Annotated in this window: 4 protein-coding genes; all 4 read right to left on the reverse strand. The window is 71.7% G+C overall.

What is annotated here, in order from left to right; genetic code table 11:
• Positions 1-52: 52 nt before the first annotated feature.
• Positions 53-10,315: an amino acid adenylation domain-containing protein gene (locus tag ABZ318_RS00335; RefSeq protein ID WP_356900240.1), complete on the reverse strand. Its 10,263-nt coding sequence runs from the start codon at positions 10,313-10,315 to the stop codon at positions 53-55.
• An 89-nt stretch (positions 10,316-10,404) separates the two neighbouring features.
• Positions 10,405-11,745, reverse strand: coding sequence for a serine hydrolase domain-containing protein (locus ABZ318_RS00340; RefSeq protein ID WP_356900241.1), 1,341 nt, complete (start codon positions 11,743-11,745; stop codon positions 10,405-10,407).
• Between the two features lie 242 nt (positions 11,746-11,987).
• Positions 11,988-12,653 carry a response regulator transcription factor gene (locus ABZ318_RS00345; RefSeq protein ID WP_356900242.1) on the reverse strand — a complete coding sequence of 222 codons (666 nt, stop codon included), beginning with the start codon at positions 12,651-12,653 and terminating at the stop codon, positions 11,988-11,990.
• Entirely contained in the window at positions 12,641-14,617 is a 1,977-nt protein-coding gene (locus tag ABZ318_RS00350; RefSeq protein ID WP_356900243.1) for an ABC transporter permease, read from the reverse strand. The genes ABZ318_RS00345 and ABZ318_RS00350 overlap by 13 nt, the downstream gene beginning before the upstream one ends.
• Positions 14,618-14,833: the final 216 nt, after the last annotated feature.

Genomic DNA, 14,833 nt, shown 5'->3' on the forward strand with positions numbered 1-14,833 from the left:
AGGCTGGGCCGGCGGGGGGCTGCTGACGTGTGGAGGGTGGGGGCGGGGGCCGTCAGGGCGTACCGGCGCTCGCCTCGAACTCGGCCAGGATCTGTTCCTCGATCTCCCTGGCCGTCTCCTCGATGGTCGGACGGTCGAAGAGCGCCCTGGGAGAGAGGCTGGTCCCGAAGGACGCGTTGATCCGCGAGGCCATGCGCACCGCGAGGAGGGAATCGCCCCCCACCGTGAAGAAGTTGTCGCGGATGCCGACGCGGTCGGAGCCCAGCAGCTCCTGCCAGATCGCCACCAGGGCCTCCTCGGTGACGGACTCCGGTGCCTGATAGCCCGTCCGGCTCTCCCACTGCTGGGGGTCGGGGGCCGGCAGCGCTCTCCGGTCGATCTTGCCGCTCGGGGTGACGGGCAGGGAGTCCCGCAGCAGGAAGGCCGCCGGCACCATGAACTCCGGCAGGGTCGCGGCCAGGTGGGCGCGCAGCCGGTCGAGGTCGGCCTCCTCCCAGCCGGGGGCGACGACGTGCCCGACCAGGAACGTCCGGTCGTCCTGCGTGTGCGGCACGACCGCGGCGTCGGAGACCTCGGGGTGTGAGGTGAGCGCCGCCTCCACCTCACCGGTCTCGATGCGGAAGCCTCGGATCTTGACCTGGCCGTCGGCCCGGCCGAGGCACATGAGTGTGCCGTCCGCCCGCCACCGGGCGAGGTCGCCCGACCGGTACAGCCGTTCTCCGGGCCCGCCGAACGGGTTCGGCAGAAACGCCTCTGCGGTCAGCTCGGGCTGGTTGAGGTAGCCCCGGGCCAGACCGGCACCGGCGATGTACACCTCGCCGGTCACTCCGACCGGAACCGGTGCACCGGTGGCGTCGAGCACGAATACCCGGTAGCTGGGCAGCGGCCGTCCGATCGGCATGGCCCCGCCCGCCCTCACCTCCCGCTCGGTGACCCTGTGGTGGGTCACGTAGACCGTGGCCTCGGTCGGCCCGTACATGTTCACCAGTTCGGTCCGCTCGGAACCGAACCGGTCGAACCAGGTGGTCAGGTGCTTCGGTTCCAGGACCTCACCGCACAGGAACACCCGCCGCAGCGCGGGCAGTGCCGGCCGGCCGGCGGCGCTCGCGGACTCCACCAGGGCCCGGAACATCGCGGGTGTCTGGCTCAACACCGTGGTCCCCGTGCGTCGGAGCAGGTCCCACGTCGCGACGGGGTCCTGCACCCAGTCACGCCCCACGATCTCCAGGCGCCCTCCCGAGGTCAGGCACCCCCACATCTCGGAGACGGAGACGTCGAAGGCGTACGAATGGAACATCGTCCACACGTCGTCCCCGCCGCATCCGTAGGCGTGACGGACGTTCACCAACTGGTTGAGCACGCAGCGGTGTTCGGTGGCGATGCCCTTGGGGCGGCCGGTCGAACCCGAGGTGTAGATCATGTAGGCGAGATCGTCACCGGACACCTCCGTGTCGGGTGCGGTCGTCGGCCGCTTCTCGATCGCGGACCGGTCCCGGTCCAGGTCGACCACCGTCATCCCGTCGACGGACAGGCCGTCCGGCTGCCGCAGGGTGACCATGATCCGGGCCCCCGAGTCGCGCAGCATGTACGCACGGCGGTCGGCCGGGTAGGCGGGGTCCAGGGGGACGTAAGCCGCACCGGACTTCATGATGCCGAGCAGCCCGACCACCATCCGCGCGCCGCGCTCGACCGAGAGGCCGACCGGCCGGCCGGGGCCCGCACCCAGTTCGATCAGATGATGGGCGAGGGCGTTGGCCTGCTCGTCCAGCTCCCGATAGGTCAGCGACTCCCCGGCGGAATGGACCGCCGTGGCGTCCGGGGTCACGGCGGCCTGGGCCGCCACCGCCTGGTGGACACAGCCCTCCGGCGTCGGGACGCCCGGCGTGTCGCTCCATTCGTTCAGGACCCGCTCGAACTCGCCGTCCCTGAACATGGGGACCGAGCCCAGGGGGCGGTCGCCGTCCTCGGCCATCCCCTCCAGCAGCGCCGTGAAGTGACCGGCCATCCGCTCGATGGTCGCCGGGTCGAACAGGGCCGGGTCGTAGACCAGGGAGCAGTGGAATCCGTCGTCGGTGTAGGCGAACAGGTTGAGCGGGAAACTGGTGATGTCCATGCCTTCCAGCTCCCGCAGCCACAGGCCGTCCTCCCCCGCCGGCTGGTCGTCCCTGGGGTAGTTCTCGAAGACGACGAGGCTGGCGAAGAGATCGGTCCCCGGACCGACGCCGGTGGAGTTCTGGATGTGTGCCAGCGACGCGTACTCGTACGTCCGGGACTCCACCTGGGAGCGCTGCACGCGACCGAGCCACTCGGCCGCCGGCGCCGTGTCGTCGACGTCGACGCGCACCGGCAGCGTGTTGACGAGCAGGCCCGCGATCGTGTCGACACCGGCCAGATCCGTCGGCCGGCTGGAGACCGTCGCGCCGAAGACCACGTCGCGCTCGCCGGAGTACCGGGAGAGGAGCATCGCCCAGGCGCCCTGCACGACCGCGTTGACCGTCAGCCGGTGGCGCCGCGCGAAGGCGAACAGTCGCTCCGAGGAGTCCGGGGAGAGTGCTGCCGAGACCCGCGCGGTCGACAGGGACTCGTGCCCCGCCTGGGGGTGCCGGTCGTAGGGCAGGGGTGTGGATGCGCCGACGCCGTCCAGGAGGTCGCGCCAGTACGACTCCGCCCGAGGCACGTCCTGCCGCTCCAGCCACTCGACGTAGGCGCGGAAGGGCACACGGGCGGGAAGTGCGGGCGTGCTGCCCGCGCGCAGCGACCTATAGGCGTCGTGGACCTCGGTCAGCACGCTGAAGGCGCTCCAGCCGTCCAGCAGGAGGTGGTGGAAGCCGGTGACGACCCGCACGGACGTGTCGGACGTCCGGATCAGCGCGATCCGGACGAGCGGGGCACGGGCCAGGTCCAGACCCCGGGCCCGGGCCTCGGCCAGATGCAGCCTCAGCGCCTCGTCCTGCTCCGCGGCGTCCAGGTCCCGCCAGTCCAGCCGCTCGACCGGCAGGACCGTCCTGCGGTGCACGACCATGAGGGGCCGGGCGACGTCCTCCCAGACGACGGAGGCGCGCAGGATCTCCAGGCGATCCGCCACGAGCTGCCAGGCGCGGGCCAGCAGGTCCGGGTCGGACACCCCGTCCAACACGTAGGTCATCTGCTCGAAGTACGTCGGGGCCGAGGGGTCCGCCAGGGAGTGGAACACCATGCCGGCCTGCAGGGGGGTCAGCCGGTAGACGTCCTCCACCTCGCGTCCGTCCCCCACGATCCGGTCGACACCCTCCTGGTCGAGACCGGAGAGCGGGAAGTCGGAGGGTGTGGCGCCGCCGCTCCCCTGCCGCAGGCAGTGGTCGATCAGCTCCCGCAGGGCCGATCGGAACTCGTCCGCGAGGCGCTCGACGGTCGCGGGAGCGTGGTTGCCGGGGGAATAGATCCAGTCGATCCTCAGCGTGCCGTCGGTGACGGCGGCCACGATGTCGATCAGGTGCGGTCGGGGCAGCCCGGCCGCCTGCTCCCGGCCGAGGCCCGGCCGCCGCCCGCGGATCAGCCCGTCCGCCTCGGTGAAGCCGTCCCACTGGCCGAGGTAGTTGAAGCTGATCTCCGGGGAGGGCCGTTCCGACAGGACCCGGCCCGGGCCGTCCCCGGCGGAGAGGTGACGCAGCGCGCCGTAGCCGATGCCCCGGTCGGGGATGGCCCGCAGGAGCTCCTTGACCGACTTGAGGGCGGTGCCCCAGTCCTGGTCCGGGACGTCGAGCGAGACCGGGAAGGCGGTGGTGAACCAGCCCACCGTGCGGGCCAGGTCGACGTCCTCGAAGAGGTCCTCGCGGCCGTGCCCCTCCAGGGCGATGGTGACCGGGGACGAGGCCCACCGCTTCAGGACCCTGGCGAGCGCGGTGAGCAGCACGTCGTTGATCTGGGTGCGGTACACCGGCGGCAGTTGCTGGAGCAGCGCCCTGGTCTCGTCACGGTCCAAGGAGACCGAGGCCACCTCGGCAGAGCCGAAGCTGTTGGCCGCCCGGCCGTCGCGGGGCAGCGCCACGCCCGTCTCGACGGCCGTCCAATAGGGCACCTCGCTGTCGAAGCCGCCGGCCCGGACGTGCTCCGACAGACGCCGCGCCCAGTCCTGGTAGCTGCTCGTACGCGCGCCCAGGTCGACGTCCTCGCCGCGGGCGATCAGCGCGTACGCCCTCGCCAGGTCGTCGAGGACCACGCGCCAGGAGACACCGTCCATGACGAGGTGGTGCGCCGTCAGGAACAGGCTCGGCTTCCGTCCGCCTCCGAGGTGGGCGTGGACCCCCGCGAGAAGCAGGCCGGACGCGAGGTCGAACGTGCTCTGGGCCGTCAGCGCGGCGTGGTGGAGGGCCTCCTCCGCGGCGTCCTCGGAGAGCGCGGAGAGATCCACTTCGGTCAGGGTCACGGTCGCCTCGGACGGGTCCGCGTATTCCTGGATCCACCCCTCGTCTTCCGGCCGGAACCTCATGCGCAGGGCGTCGTGGTGGGTCGCCACCGCCTGTAGCGCGCGCTTCAGCACGGCGGTGTCGGTGCCGTGCGCCAGCTCGACGTGGATCGACATGGCGTAGTGCGCGGGCCCCTCCGGGTGCTGCTCGAAGAACATGCGCTGGATGGGCGTCAGTTCGGCCCTCCCCGTCGCGGCCTCGTCGGAGCCGCGCCCGCCGTCGGCGGCGAGGACGCCGACCGAGGGGGCGAGGTCCGCGATGGTCTGGTGGACGAAGAGCAGCTTCGAGGAGAGTTCGAGTCCTGCCTGGCGTGCGCGGGACACGACCTGGAGGGACAGGATCGAGTCGCCGCCCAGGTCGAAGAAGTTGTCCTGGACGCCGACGCGTTCCAGGCCGAGGACATCGGCCCACACCGAGGCCAGCGTCGCCTCCGCGCTGTTGCGCGGAGCCACGTACTCGACAGTGGACCGGTCGGCGTGGAACTCCGGCTCCGGGAGGGCGCGCAGGTCCACCTTGTCCTGGGCGGTCAGGGGCAGCTTGTCCAGAACGACGAAGACCGAGGGCATCATGTGGTCCGGCAGCAGCCCCGACAGGTGGGAGCGGAGTTCGGCGGCGGTCACCCGGCGGGAGGACGCCGTGTAGGCGACGAGCCGGCGGTGGCCGGAGGCGGCCCGGTGCGGGACGACGACGGCGTTCTCCACGGCCGGGTGCTGCTTCAGGGCGCTCTCCACCTCGCCCACCTCGATGCGGAAGCCGCGGATCTTGACCTGGCCGTCGGCCCGGCCGAGGAACTCCAGGGTGCCGTCGGCCCGCCAGCGGGCGAGGTCACCGGAGCGGTACATGCGCTCGCCCGGCTTCCCGTAGGGATCGGCCACGAAGGAGCCGGCCGTCAGGCCCGGCCGTCCCAGGTAACCGCGGGCCAGGCCGGGACCGGCGATGTGCAGCTCGCCCGGTACGCCGATCGGTGCGGGCAGCAGGTGCTCGGTGAGCACGTACACCCGGGTGTTGCCGATCGGCCTGCCGAGGGGGACCGCGCCGTGCAGCTCCGCCTGCGGGTCGATCACGTGCGCCGTCGTGACGGAGGTCGCCTCGGTGGGGCCGTAGGCGTTGCTCAGACGCAGTCGGGGGTGGGCGGCCAGCAGACGGGCGGAGTGCTCGGGGGACATCTTGTCGCCGCCGACCGCCACCAGTCGCAGCCGGCCCAGGGCCGCCAGGTCGTCCTCGACGACCTGGTGGAAGAGCCCGGTGGTCAGACCGGCCACGGTGACCCCCTCGCGCTCGAGGAAGGCACCGAGTTCGGCTCCGGTCGGCGGCGTCGGCGGATGGATGGCCAGCTGCGCGCCCTTCAGCAGCGTGCCCCAGACCTCGACCGTGTTGGCGTCGAACGAGACGGAGGCGAACTGCGGGACGACGTCGGTGTGCCGGACGTCCATGAGCCCGGATTCGTGGACCAGGCGGACCACCGCCCGGTGCGAGGTCATCACCCCCTTGGGGGCACCCGTGGACCCCGAGGTGTAGATGACGTACGCGAGGTGGTCGGCGGCGAGGGCGGGCTCGGGGCACGTCGTCGGACGGGCCGCCACGGACGCCGCGTCACCGTCCACGTCCACGACGCGCAGGCCCTCTCCCAGGGCCTCGATCCGGTCCCGCAGGTGCCCCTGGGTGACCAGGAGGCCCAGGCCGGCGTCCTCGCGCATGTACGTCAGCCGCTCGGCGGGATAGGCCGGATCCAGGGGCACGTAGGCGGCGCCGGCCTTGAGCACCGCGAGCATGGCCACGATGATCTGCGTGCCGCGTTCCATGCACAGACCGACGAGCCGGTCCGGGCCCGCGCCCGCGGCGACCAGTTCGTGGGCGAGCTGGTTCGCGCGCTCGTCGAGTTCGCGGTAGGTCAGCCGCTCACCGAGGTAGGAGAGGGCGCAGGCGTCCGGGTGCAGTGCCGCCTGCTCGGCGAACAGCTCCGGCAGCGTCAGCCCGGGCAGCGGTCGGGTCGTGTCGTTCCAGGCGTGGACGACCTGGTGCAGCTCGCGGTCGGTGAGCATCGGAAGCGCGCCGACCCTGACGTCGGGGTCCTGGGCCGCGGCGTCGAGCAGCACCGTCAGGTGCTGGGCGAGCCGTTCCACCGTCGCTCCGTCGAAGAGGGCCGTGCTGTACACGATCCGGCCCGCCACGGCGTCACCGCGCTCGACGAACTCGAAGGACAGGTCGAACGGTGCGGCCACCTGCTCCACGTCGTAGGGACGCGCCTCGATCCGGGGCATCCGGAGGTCCCCGGCGGGGGCGTTCTGCAGGACGACCATGGTCTGGAAGAGCGGCGTGCGGCTGATGTCCCGCTCCGGCTGCACCGCTTCGACCAGTCGCTCGAACGGCAGGTCCTCGCGGGTGAAGGCCTCGAGGACCGTCTCCCTGACCTGGTCCAGGATCTGGGCGAAGGACAGGTCCCGGTCGATGCGCGAGCGCAGGACGACCGTGTTGACGAGGAATCCGACGAGCTGGTCCAGGTCCCGGTGGGCGCGTCCGGAGGAGGCGGTGCCGACGGTGACGTCCTCCTGCCCGGAGTACCGGGCGAGGACGGTCTTGACCGCGGCGGTGAGCACCATGAACAGCGTCGCTCCCCGGTCACCGGCCAGTTTCCGCACCGACTCGGCGATGCCCACCGGGATCTCGAACCGGACCTCGGCCCCTTCGGACGAGCGCACGGACGGTCGGGGACGGTCGGTGGGCAGCTCCAGCGGGGCCAGATCGCTCAGCTTCTCCTGCCACCACTCCGCCTGTCGGTTGACGAGGGCGTTGTCGGTGAGACGCGTGCGCTGCCACACGGCGAAGTCCGCGTACTGGATACGGGGAGCGGGCAGTTCGGCCGGCCGGCGGTCCAGCCGGGCCGCGTAGAACTCGCCGAGTTCCCGGGTGATCACCCCGGTCGACCAGCCGTCGGTCACGATGTGGTGAATCCCCAGCACGCAGACGTGCTGGTCGGTGGAGGTCTTCACCAGCAGGACGCGGACGAGCGGGCCGTGCTGGAGGTCGTAGGGGCGTGCGGCCTCCGCTCGCACCAGTTCGCGCAGCCGGTCCTCTCGGAGGTCCCCGGGGACGGAGGAGAGGTCGGTGCTGTTCCACTCCGGTTCGAGGGCCGGGTGGATGACCTGGACGCCCTGACCGCCCACCACGCCGAAGGTCGTCCGCAGGGACTCGTGCCGCTCCGTCAGGTCGGTGAGGGCTCCTCGCAGCGCGGGGAGGTCCAGGGGGCCGGAGAGGCGCAGCGCCACCGAGGTGTGGTACTCGGCGCTGCCCGGGTCGAACTCCTCCAGGAACCACAGGCGCTGCTGGCCGTGGGACATCGGCAGCGCCGCGTCGCGGGCGGCTGACGGGATCGGGGCCTCCCCGCCCTGCTCGGAGGGCACCGAAGCGGCGAGCGCGGCCACGGTCGGGGTGTCGAAGAGGACACGGAGCGAGAACTTGACCCCCAGGACCGCTTGGAGCCGGGAGACGGCCCGGGCCGAGAGGATCGAGTTGCCGCCCAGGGCGAAGAAGTCGTCGTGCACGCCCACCCGTTCGACGTCCAGCACTTCGGACCAGACGGCGGCGATGGTCTCCTCGACGGCGTCGCGCGGGGCGACGTAGCCGTCCTCCGCTTCCGGGGCCGCTCCCGGTACGGGCAGCGCCTTCCGGTCGATCTTGCCGTTCGGGGTCTGCGGCAGGGTGGAGAGAACCACCACGGCCGAGGGGACCATGTAGTCGGGAAGCTGGTCCCGGACCCGTGCCCGCAGGTCCTCCGGCGACGGGCGGACCGCGCCGCTCGGCGTCACGTACGCGACCAGGTTGGTGTTGTGCGTCACCGCCACGGCTTGCCGCACATCGGGATGGCGGGTCAACGCCTCCTCGATCTCGCCGAGTTCGACGCGGAAGCCCCGGAGCTTGACTTGGTCGTCGGCGCGGCCCAGGTACTCGAGCGAGCCGTCGGGCAGGCGGCGGACGATGTCGCCGGTGCGGTACATCCGGCCGCCCCTGCCGCCGAAGGGGTTGGCGACGAACCGCTCGGAGGTCAGTCCGGCGCGGCCGTGGTAGCCGCGGGCCAGGCCGGCGCCGGCGATGTAGAGCTCCCCGCGCACGCCGACCGGAACCGGACGCAGCCTGTCGTCGAGCACGTGCACCTGGGAGTTGGTGATGGGAGCGCCGATCGGCGGCACCGTGGCGCCGCTCAGCGGGGCGCTCATCGTCGCGCACACGGTGGTCTCGGTCGGCCCGTACGCGTTGATCATCCGCCGTCCCGCGGACCAGCGAGCGACGAGGTCGCCGGTACTCGCCTCGCCGGCCACGACCAGGGTCGCCCCGGCGGGCAGTCCGCGTCCCTCGGGCAGTACGGAGACCGTCGTCGGGGTGAGCGTGGCGTGGGTGACTCCGTGCTCGGCGGCATAGGCCGCCAGCGGCTCACCGGGCTGCAGCGTGGTCTCGGATCCCATGACCAGCGTGGCGCCCGTGAGGACGCCCATGCAGATCTCCCAGAACGCCGCGTCGAAGCTGATGGAGGCGAACTGGAGGACGCGGCTGTCGGGGGTGACGTCGAAGTGCGCGGTCTGCGCGGTCACCAGACTGCTGATGCCGGCGTGCGAGACGAGCACACCCTTGGGGGTACCGGTGGAGCCCGACGTGTAGATGACATAGGCCAGGTCCTCGGGGACGGGGCCGTTCTCCGGCGGGGTGTCGGGCTCGGTTCCGGGCGAGGCCGGGTTCCGCTCCAGGTGCACCACGACCGAGTCGGTCGCGGGCAGCAGGTTTTCCAGGCTCTTCTGGGTGACGATGAGCGGGGCGCCGGAGTCCTTGAGCATGTACGCCAGCCGGTCCGCCGGATAGTGGGGGTCCAGCGGGACATAGGCGGCACCGGCCTTCATGATGCCGAGCATCCCCACGATCACGGACGCTCCGCGTTCCACGCAGAGTCCGACGAGCACGTCCCGGCCCGCGCCCTTCCCGCGCAGCAGGTGGGCGAGACGGTTGGAGCGCAGGTCCAGTTCGCGGTAGGTGAGCGGCCCGTGCTCGTCGATGACCGCGACGGCGTCCGGGCGTGCTTCGGCCCACGTGCGGAACAGCGCGGGAAAACTGCTCCGGGGAACGGCCAGGCCGGTGTCGTTCCACTCCCGTACCACCTGGTGGTACTCGCTCTCCCCCAGGACGGGCAGCGCGCTGATCGGGCTGGCGGGGTCCTCCAGACCGCCGGCCAGGAGCACCAGGTAGTGGCGGCCGAGGCGTTCGACGGTGCTTTCGTCGAAGAGCGCCGTGGAGTAGTGGACGACCACGGTGACGTGGTCCCCCTCGACCTGGAACTCGAACGCGAGGTCCAGGGGGTCGAACGGCACCGCCTCGGCGACCTCCGCGTTCCGCACCACGATCATCGCCTGCACGAACGGCGTCATGCTCGTGTCCTGCTCCGGGGCGAGTGCTTCGACGAGCTCGGCGAGTGCCACCGTGTCATGGCGCAGCGCCTCGTCCGTCCGCTCCTTCACCTGCCTGACCAGACGTGTGAAGGCCGTTTCGCCGTGGACGTCGCCGCGCAGCACCACGGTGTGCCCGGTGCGGGGGGAGAGCGTACCGACGGCGATGTCGTCCTGCCCCGAGTAGCGGGTGAGCAGGGCGAGCGCGGCGGCGGTGAAGACGCCGAACAGGCCGGTGCCCTCCGCTGCGGCGAGCGCGCGGGCCGCCTCGGCGAGATCGCGCGGCAGGGCGAGCGCGTACGTGGCGGTCTGCGCGGAGCGCACGACGGGGCGACGGCGGTCGGTCGGCAGGTCCAGCGGGCCGATGCCGGCGAGTCGCTCCCGCCAGAACTCCACGTGCGGGGAGAGCGGTCGGTCAGCCGATGCTGCGGCGCGAGTCAAGCTGTGCCTCCAAGATGGGCTGATGTGCCTCGGCGGGTCCGCTGTCGGACCGCCGGGAAGAGAAGTGGACGGAGAAGAGGCGCCGCGGGTCAGCCCGCGGTGGACACGCGCTTCGCGGTGCGCCCCGTCAGCTGCATGAGACCGATGTCGCCGGTGTCGTGATCGGGAAGGAAACGTCCCGGGTAGGGAGGCGCGACGGTGTCGACGCGCTCTGCGGTGAACACGAGGTCGTCGTGGAGGACGACATCCGCCACCAGTCCCGTACGGTCGCCGAGGCGCAGGCCGTCGCCGTGCGGACGGACGGTGAAGAGGGTGTCGCCGTTGGCGTAGTCGCCCACCAGCGAGGCGAGGAGGCCCGGGTCGGCCGTCGTCGACTCCCCCGAGGGGACGGGCAGCCGGTAGTCGCCGACGTCGACGCCGCATGCGCGGAGTTCCGCGACGACGTCGAACCACAGCCCTGTGCCGCTGGTGGCGTTGGCCGTCAGCGCGACGGCCTCTCCGCTCCGGGGGTTGAACCGGACGTGACAGGCGGTGCCGTCCACCGTGCCGTCGTGGCCCAGCCATCCGCCGTCCGGAGAGCCGTACAGGGCGAGGCCGTGCGCCCAGCCGTCGGCCATGCCGAAGGGCTCGGCGGCCGGGTACGGGGCGTGCATGGCGGCGCGGTCCTCGTCGGCCAGGAGGCGCGAGGCCGTGGGGTGACGTCCCAGGTGCAGCCGGCAGAAGGCGATCAGGTCCTCGGCGCTTCCGCCGAGTCCTCCCGCCGGCGCCCAGGCCGGGGGCAGTGTCTGCTCCACCGGCAGGGGTACGCCCCGGCCTGGACGCACCGCGTGGCCGTGGGCACGGGGCCGGTCGTCGGGACCGGCGCCGTGGAGGAAGTGCGGGCTGATGCCCAGGGGCCTCAGGAGGAAGCCCTGGAGCACCTCCTGCCACGTCCCGCCCGCGACCTCCTCGACGAGTCGGCCCAGAACGCAGTAGCCGGCGTTGGAGTAGGAGAATCGGGTCCCCGGGGCGTGCAGCGGGGGCACGGACGACAGGCTCGTCGCGTACCGGAACAGGGACGGGGAGGAGGAGTCGGCGGGGTGGTGCTCGCCTATCAGACCCCCTGTGTGGGTCAGCAGGTGCCTGGCGGTGAGGGACTTCGCCCCGTCCTTCGGTCCTCGCCATTCGGGCAGGATCTCTTCGAGCGGTCGGTCCAGGTCCACCTCGTCGTCCGAGGCGAGCTGGGCCACCAGAGTCGCGGTGAACGCCTTGGTCACCGAACCGAACGGAAACGCGGTCCGCTCGTCCACCGGTTCGCGGCGTCCGTGACGGAGGACGCCGACGGCCACGGACATGTCACCCCGAGAACCCGAGTACGCGAGCTGCGCGCCGGGAACGGCGTTTTTCTTCGTCAACTTTCGCAGCTGATCCGCAATCTGCTGCGCGTCCATTTCCAACCCATCCGTCGACCGATTCCGCCGAGCCGCACATGCGAGGTGAACAGTGCGGCCGACTCTGCCCGTACGGCTTCCTGCACCACCGGGGTGCGGGCAGCCGTACCCCCTCATCGTTGATGGAGGGGACGGTCGCAGGCAAGAAGTTTCCCTGGCAGGAAAGTTGCCAGGTCAGAAGCGCGACGGAGGTGGTCGGCGGGTCTCGGGACATGTTCGCCGCGGAGCGGGTGAGAAGCGTGTCACCGCGTCGGCGGCATCCGTCCGGTGTTCCGTAAATGGGTCAGCACCGCCAGCACCCTCCGGTGCCCTGTGCTGCTCTGGGGGACTCCCAGCTTGGTCAGGACCGAGGTCACGTGCTTCTCGACGGCGCGGTCCGAGATGCCGAGCCGGCATCCGATGGCATGGTTCGTCATACCTGCCGAAACGAGCTCGATGATTTCACGCTCCCTCTCGGTCAGCCTGGAACCGCCACTGATTCCATAGGGGCCGCTGATGAACGCTTCGCACAGCTCGGTGTCCAGGAAGACCTGACCCCGGGAAACCTTTTCCAGCGCCGTGAGAATCTCCTGAATTCCCTCGACCCGCTGCTTCAATAAATAGCCGATGCCTCCGGTGGCGTTCTGGACCAATTCCTTCACCTGGTCGACGTCGAGGTAATCGGTGAGGGCCAGGACCCCGGTCTCGGGACAGGACCTCTGAATTCGTCGCACTCCCCGGATCCACTCGTCCGCACCAGAACGCATTCCGAGGTCGACGATCGCCACCTGGGGTTCCGTCCTGCGCACCTCCTCCACGACGTTCGACGTGCTGTCCAGCGAGGCCACGACCTCGGCCCCGGCATCCGCCAGGAGCCTGACCAGCCCCATCCGCATCAGGGCGGATCCGTCGGCGATCAGGACGCGCATGTGAGGCCCTGCTCCCTGTCGAGGAATCGTTGTACGGCGAACAGCCCGGCTGCCGAGGCGGCCACCAGACAGGCGGTCGCCAGTCCCGTGAGCACTCCCCACGGCACGTCGAGCACGGGCGTGCCGTAGGCGGCTCGCAGCGCCGACCGGTAGACGAGGAGCGAGGCCACGGCGGGGACGGCCGCCACCGCGACGGCGACCAGGGTCGTGGCGACGGCTTCCCAGAGTGCCGTCATCCGCACCTGTCGGCGGCTGGCACCCAGCAGGCGCATCGCCGCGATCTCGGGACCGCGTCGGCTGTACGCCATCAGACGCCCGCACACGACGGCGATGAGCGCGTACGCCGCGGAGGGCACGGCGAGCACCACGAGCAGGACGAGGTTCGCCCGGTCCTGCTCGTCCGACGACTCCGCGAACCATTGGGGGGTGGTGAGGACCCGCAGGCGATCGGGGCCGAGGAGGGCGGTCAGGTCCCGTGCCACGTCGCCGGGGGCGTCCCTCCCCGGATCGGCCAGCAGCACCGTGGCCCGCTGGGGCGGCGGGGCACCGGGCGTGCCGACGGGCAGGAGCAGGTGCGGCACGGCCGAGCCGCCCTCGAGGACCGCGCCGACCCGTGCCGTGACGGGCTCGCCGTTCGGAAGTCCGTACGTCAGCCGGGTCCCGACGCGGTATCCGTACCAGTCGGAGAACTCCCGGGAGATCGCGACGGTGCCGGGGGCGAGGGCCGTGACGATCCCCTCCCTCACGTCGATCCGATGGGTCCTTGCCAGCGCGGGCAGGTCGACCACGACGCCCTTGTCCTGCCGCGCGGTGGTCTCGTCCGCCACGGCGAGCTCGACAGCGGACGTGGCCGAGACCACGGACACGCGGGGATCCGCGCGCAGCGCGGCCAGGACGCCGTCGTCGAGCCCTCCGTCCGCGACCGGTTCGACGACCAGCTGTCCCGCGCTCCTCTGCCGGTCGTCAGCCCTGCCCGTGGCGGACGTGGCGACGAGGACCGAACTGAAGACGGTGACGACCGCGAGCACGACGAGGACGGGCACCGCGAGGGCCCCCGTCCGCAGCCGCGAGGTCCCCGTGGCCGCCACGGCGATCCGCGCGGGCGCCGAGGCCGCGCCCCGCAGCGGCACGGAGGCAAGCCGCACGACGGCGGGCAGCACGAGGGGCGCGAACGACGACGCCGCCAGGGTCAGGGCGAGTGCCCCGCACAGGGTCAGCGGCATGGCGGCCTCCAGGTCGGCCCCGGGGGTCGACGCGAGCGCGGCGCAGCCCGCGAGCGCCGCCACCGCACCCGTCACCGACCGTCCGACCGTCATCACCCGTGTGTCGAGCCGGGCCTCCCTCAGCGCCTCGGCCGGCCGCACGCGCGCGGCGCGCCGGGAGGAGGCGCGGGAGCCGAGCACGGCCAGGACGAATCCACTGATCGCCGCCACCGTCAACGGGCCGGCGACAGGACCGGCCCGCAGGTCGACCGGGGACAGGCCGGTGGCACCGAGGGCACGCATGGCCCATGGAGCGGCGATCACGGCCAGGAGGCACCCCGCAAGCGTCGCGGGCACCGCCACCACGAGGCACTCCCGGGTCACCATGCGACGCATCTGGCGCCGGCCCATGCCGGCCAGCCGCAGCATCCCCAGCTCCTGACGGCGGAGCGCGGTGCTGAGCGCGCAGGTCCCGGCCACGACGAAGCAGGTGAGGAAGACCGCGATCACTCCCGTCAGGATGAGCACGGTCTGCACTCCTCCCATGTCCAGCTCACCCGGAGTGAAGACGTGCGCGGTGCCCCGGCCGTCCTCGACGGTGATCGAGGGCAGCCCGGGGCCCGGCGGTGGTTCCACGTTCCACGTGGCCGTCAGCGCGATGGCCGACAGGGCGATCAGCGTCACTCCGCACACCAGTGACACGAAGGTCCCGGCGAAGAGCAGCGCGTGATGGCGTACGGAACTGAGCGACAGACGCCACATCAGGCCTCCAGGGGCGGGGCGAAAGCGGGCTCTCTCACCCCACCACCCGGGCGGGCGTCGCGCAGTGCACCTGGAAGGAGTCGTGAAAGGCGGGTTTTCCCTACCGTCGGCGTGCGGGGCGCCGACTAGGGTGGTGGAGATCGAATGCGTACGGCCCGTGCGAGGAGGACATGCGGATGACAGGGAATCCGCAGGAGGACGACGCCATACGGCGTG

Source organism: Streptomyces sp. NPDC006197 (assembly GCF_040613865.1).
GTDB lineage: Bacteria > Actinomycetota > Actinomycetes > Streptomycetales > Streptomycetaceae > Streptomyces.

Excerpts from the sequence above, each read along its gene's own strand:
- ABZ318_RS00345 (WP_356900242.1), bottom strand. The coding sequence starts at position 12,653 with ATGCGCGTCCTGATCGCCGACGGATCCGCCCTGATGCGGATGGGGCTG.
- ABZ318_RS00350 (WP_356900243.1), bottom strand. The coding sequence starts at position 14,617 with ATGTGGCGTCTGTCGCTCAGTTCCGTACGCCATCACGCGCTGCTCTTC.
- ABZ318_RS00340 (WP_356900241.1), bottom strand. The coding sequence starts at position 11,745 with ATGGACGCGCAGCAGATTGCGGATCAGCTGCGAAAGTTGACGAAGAAA.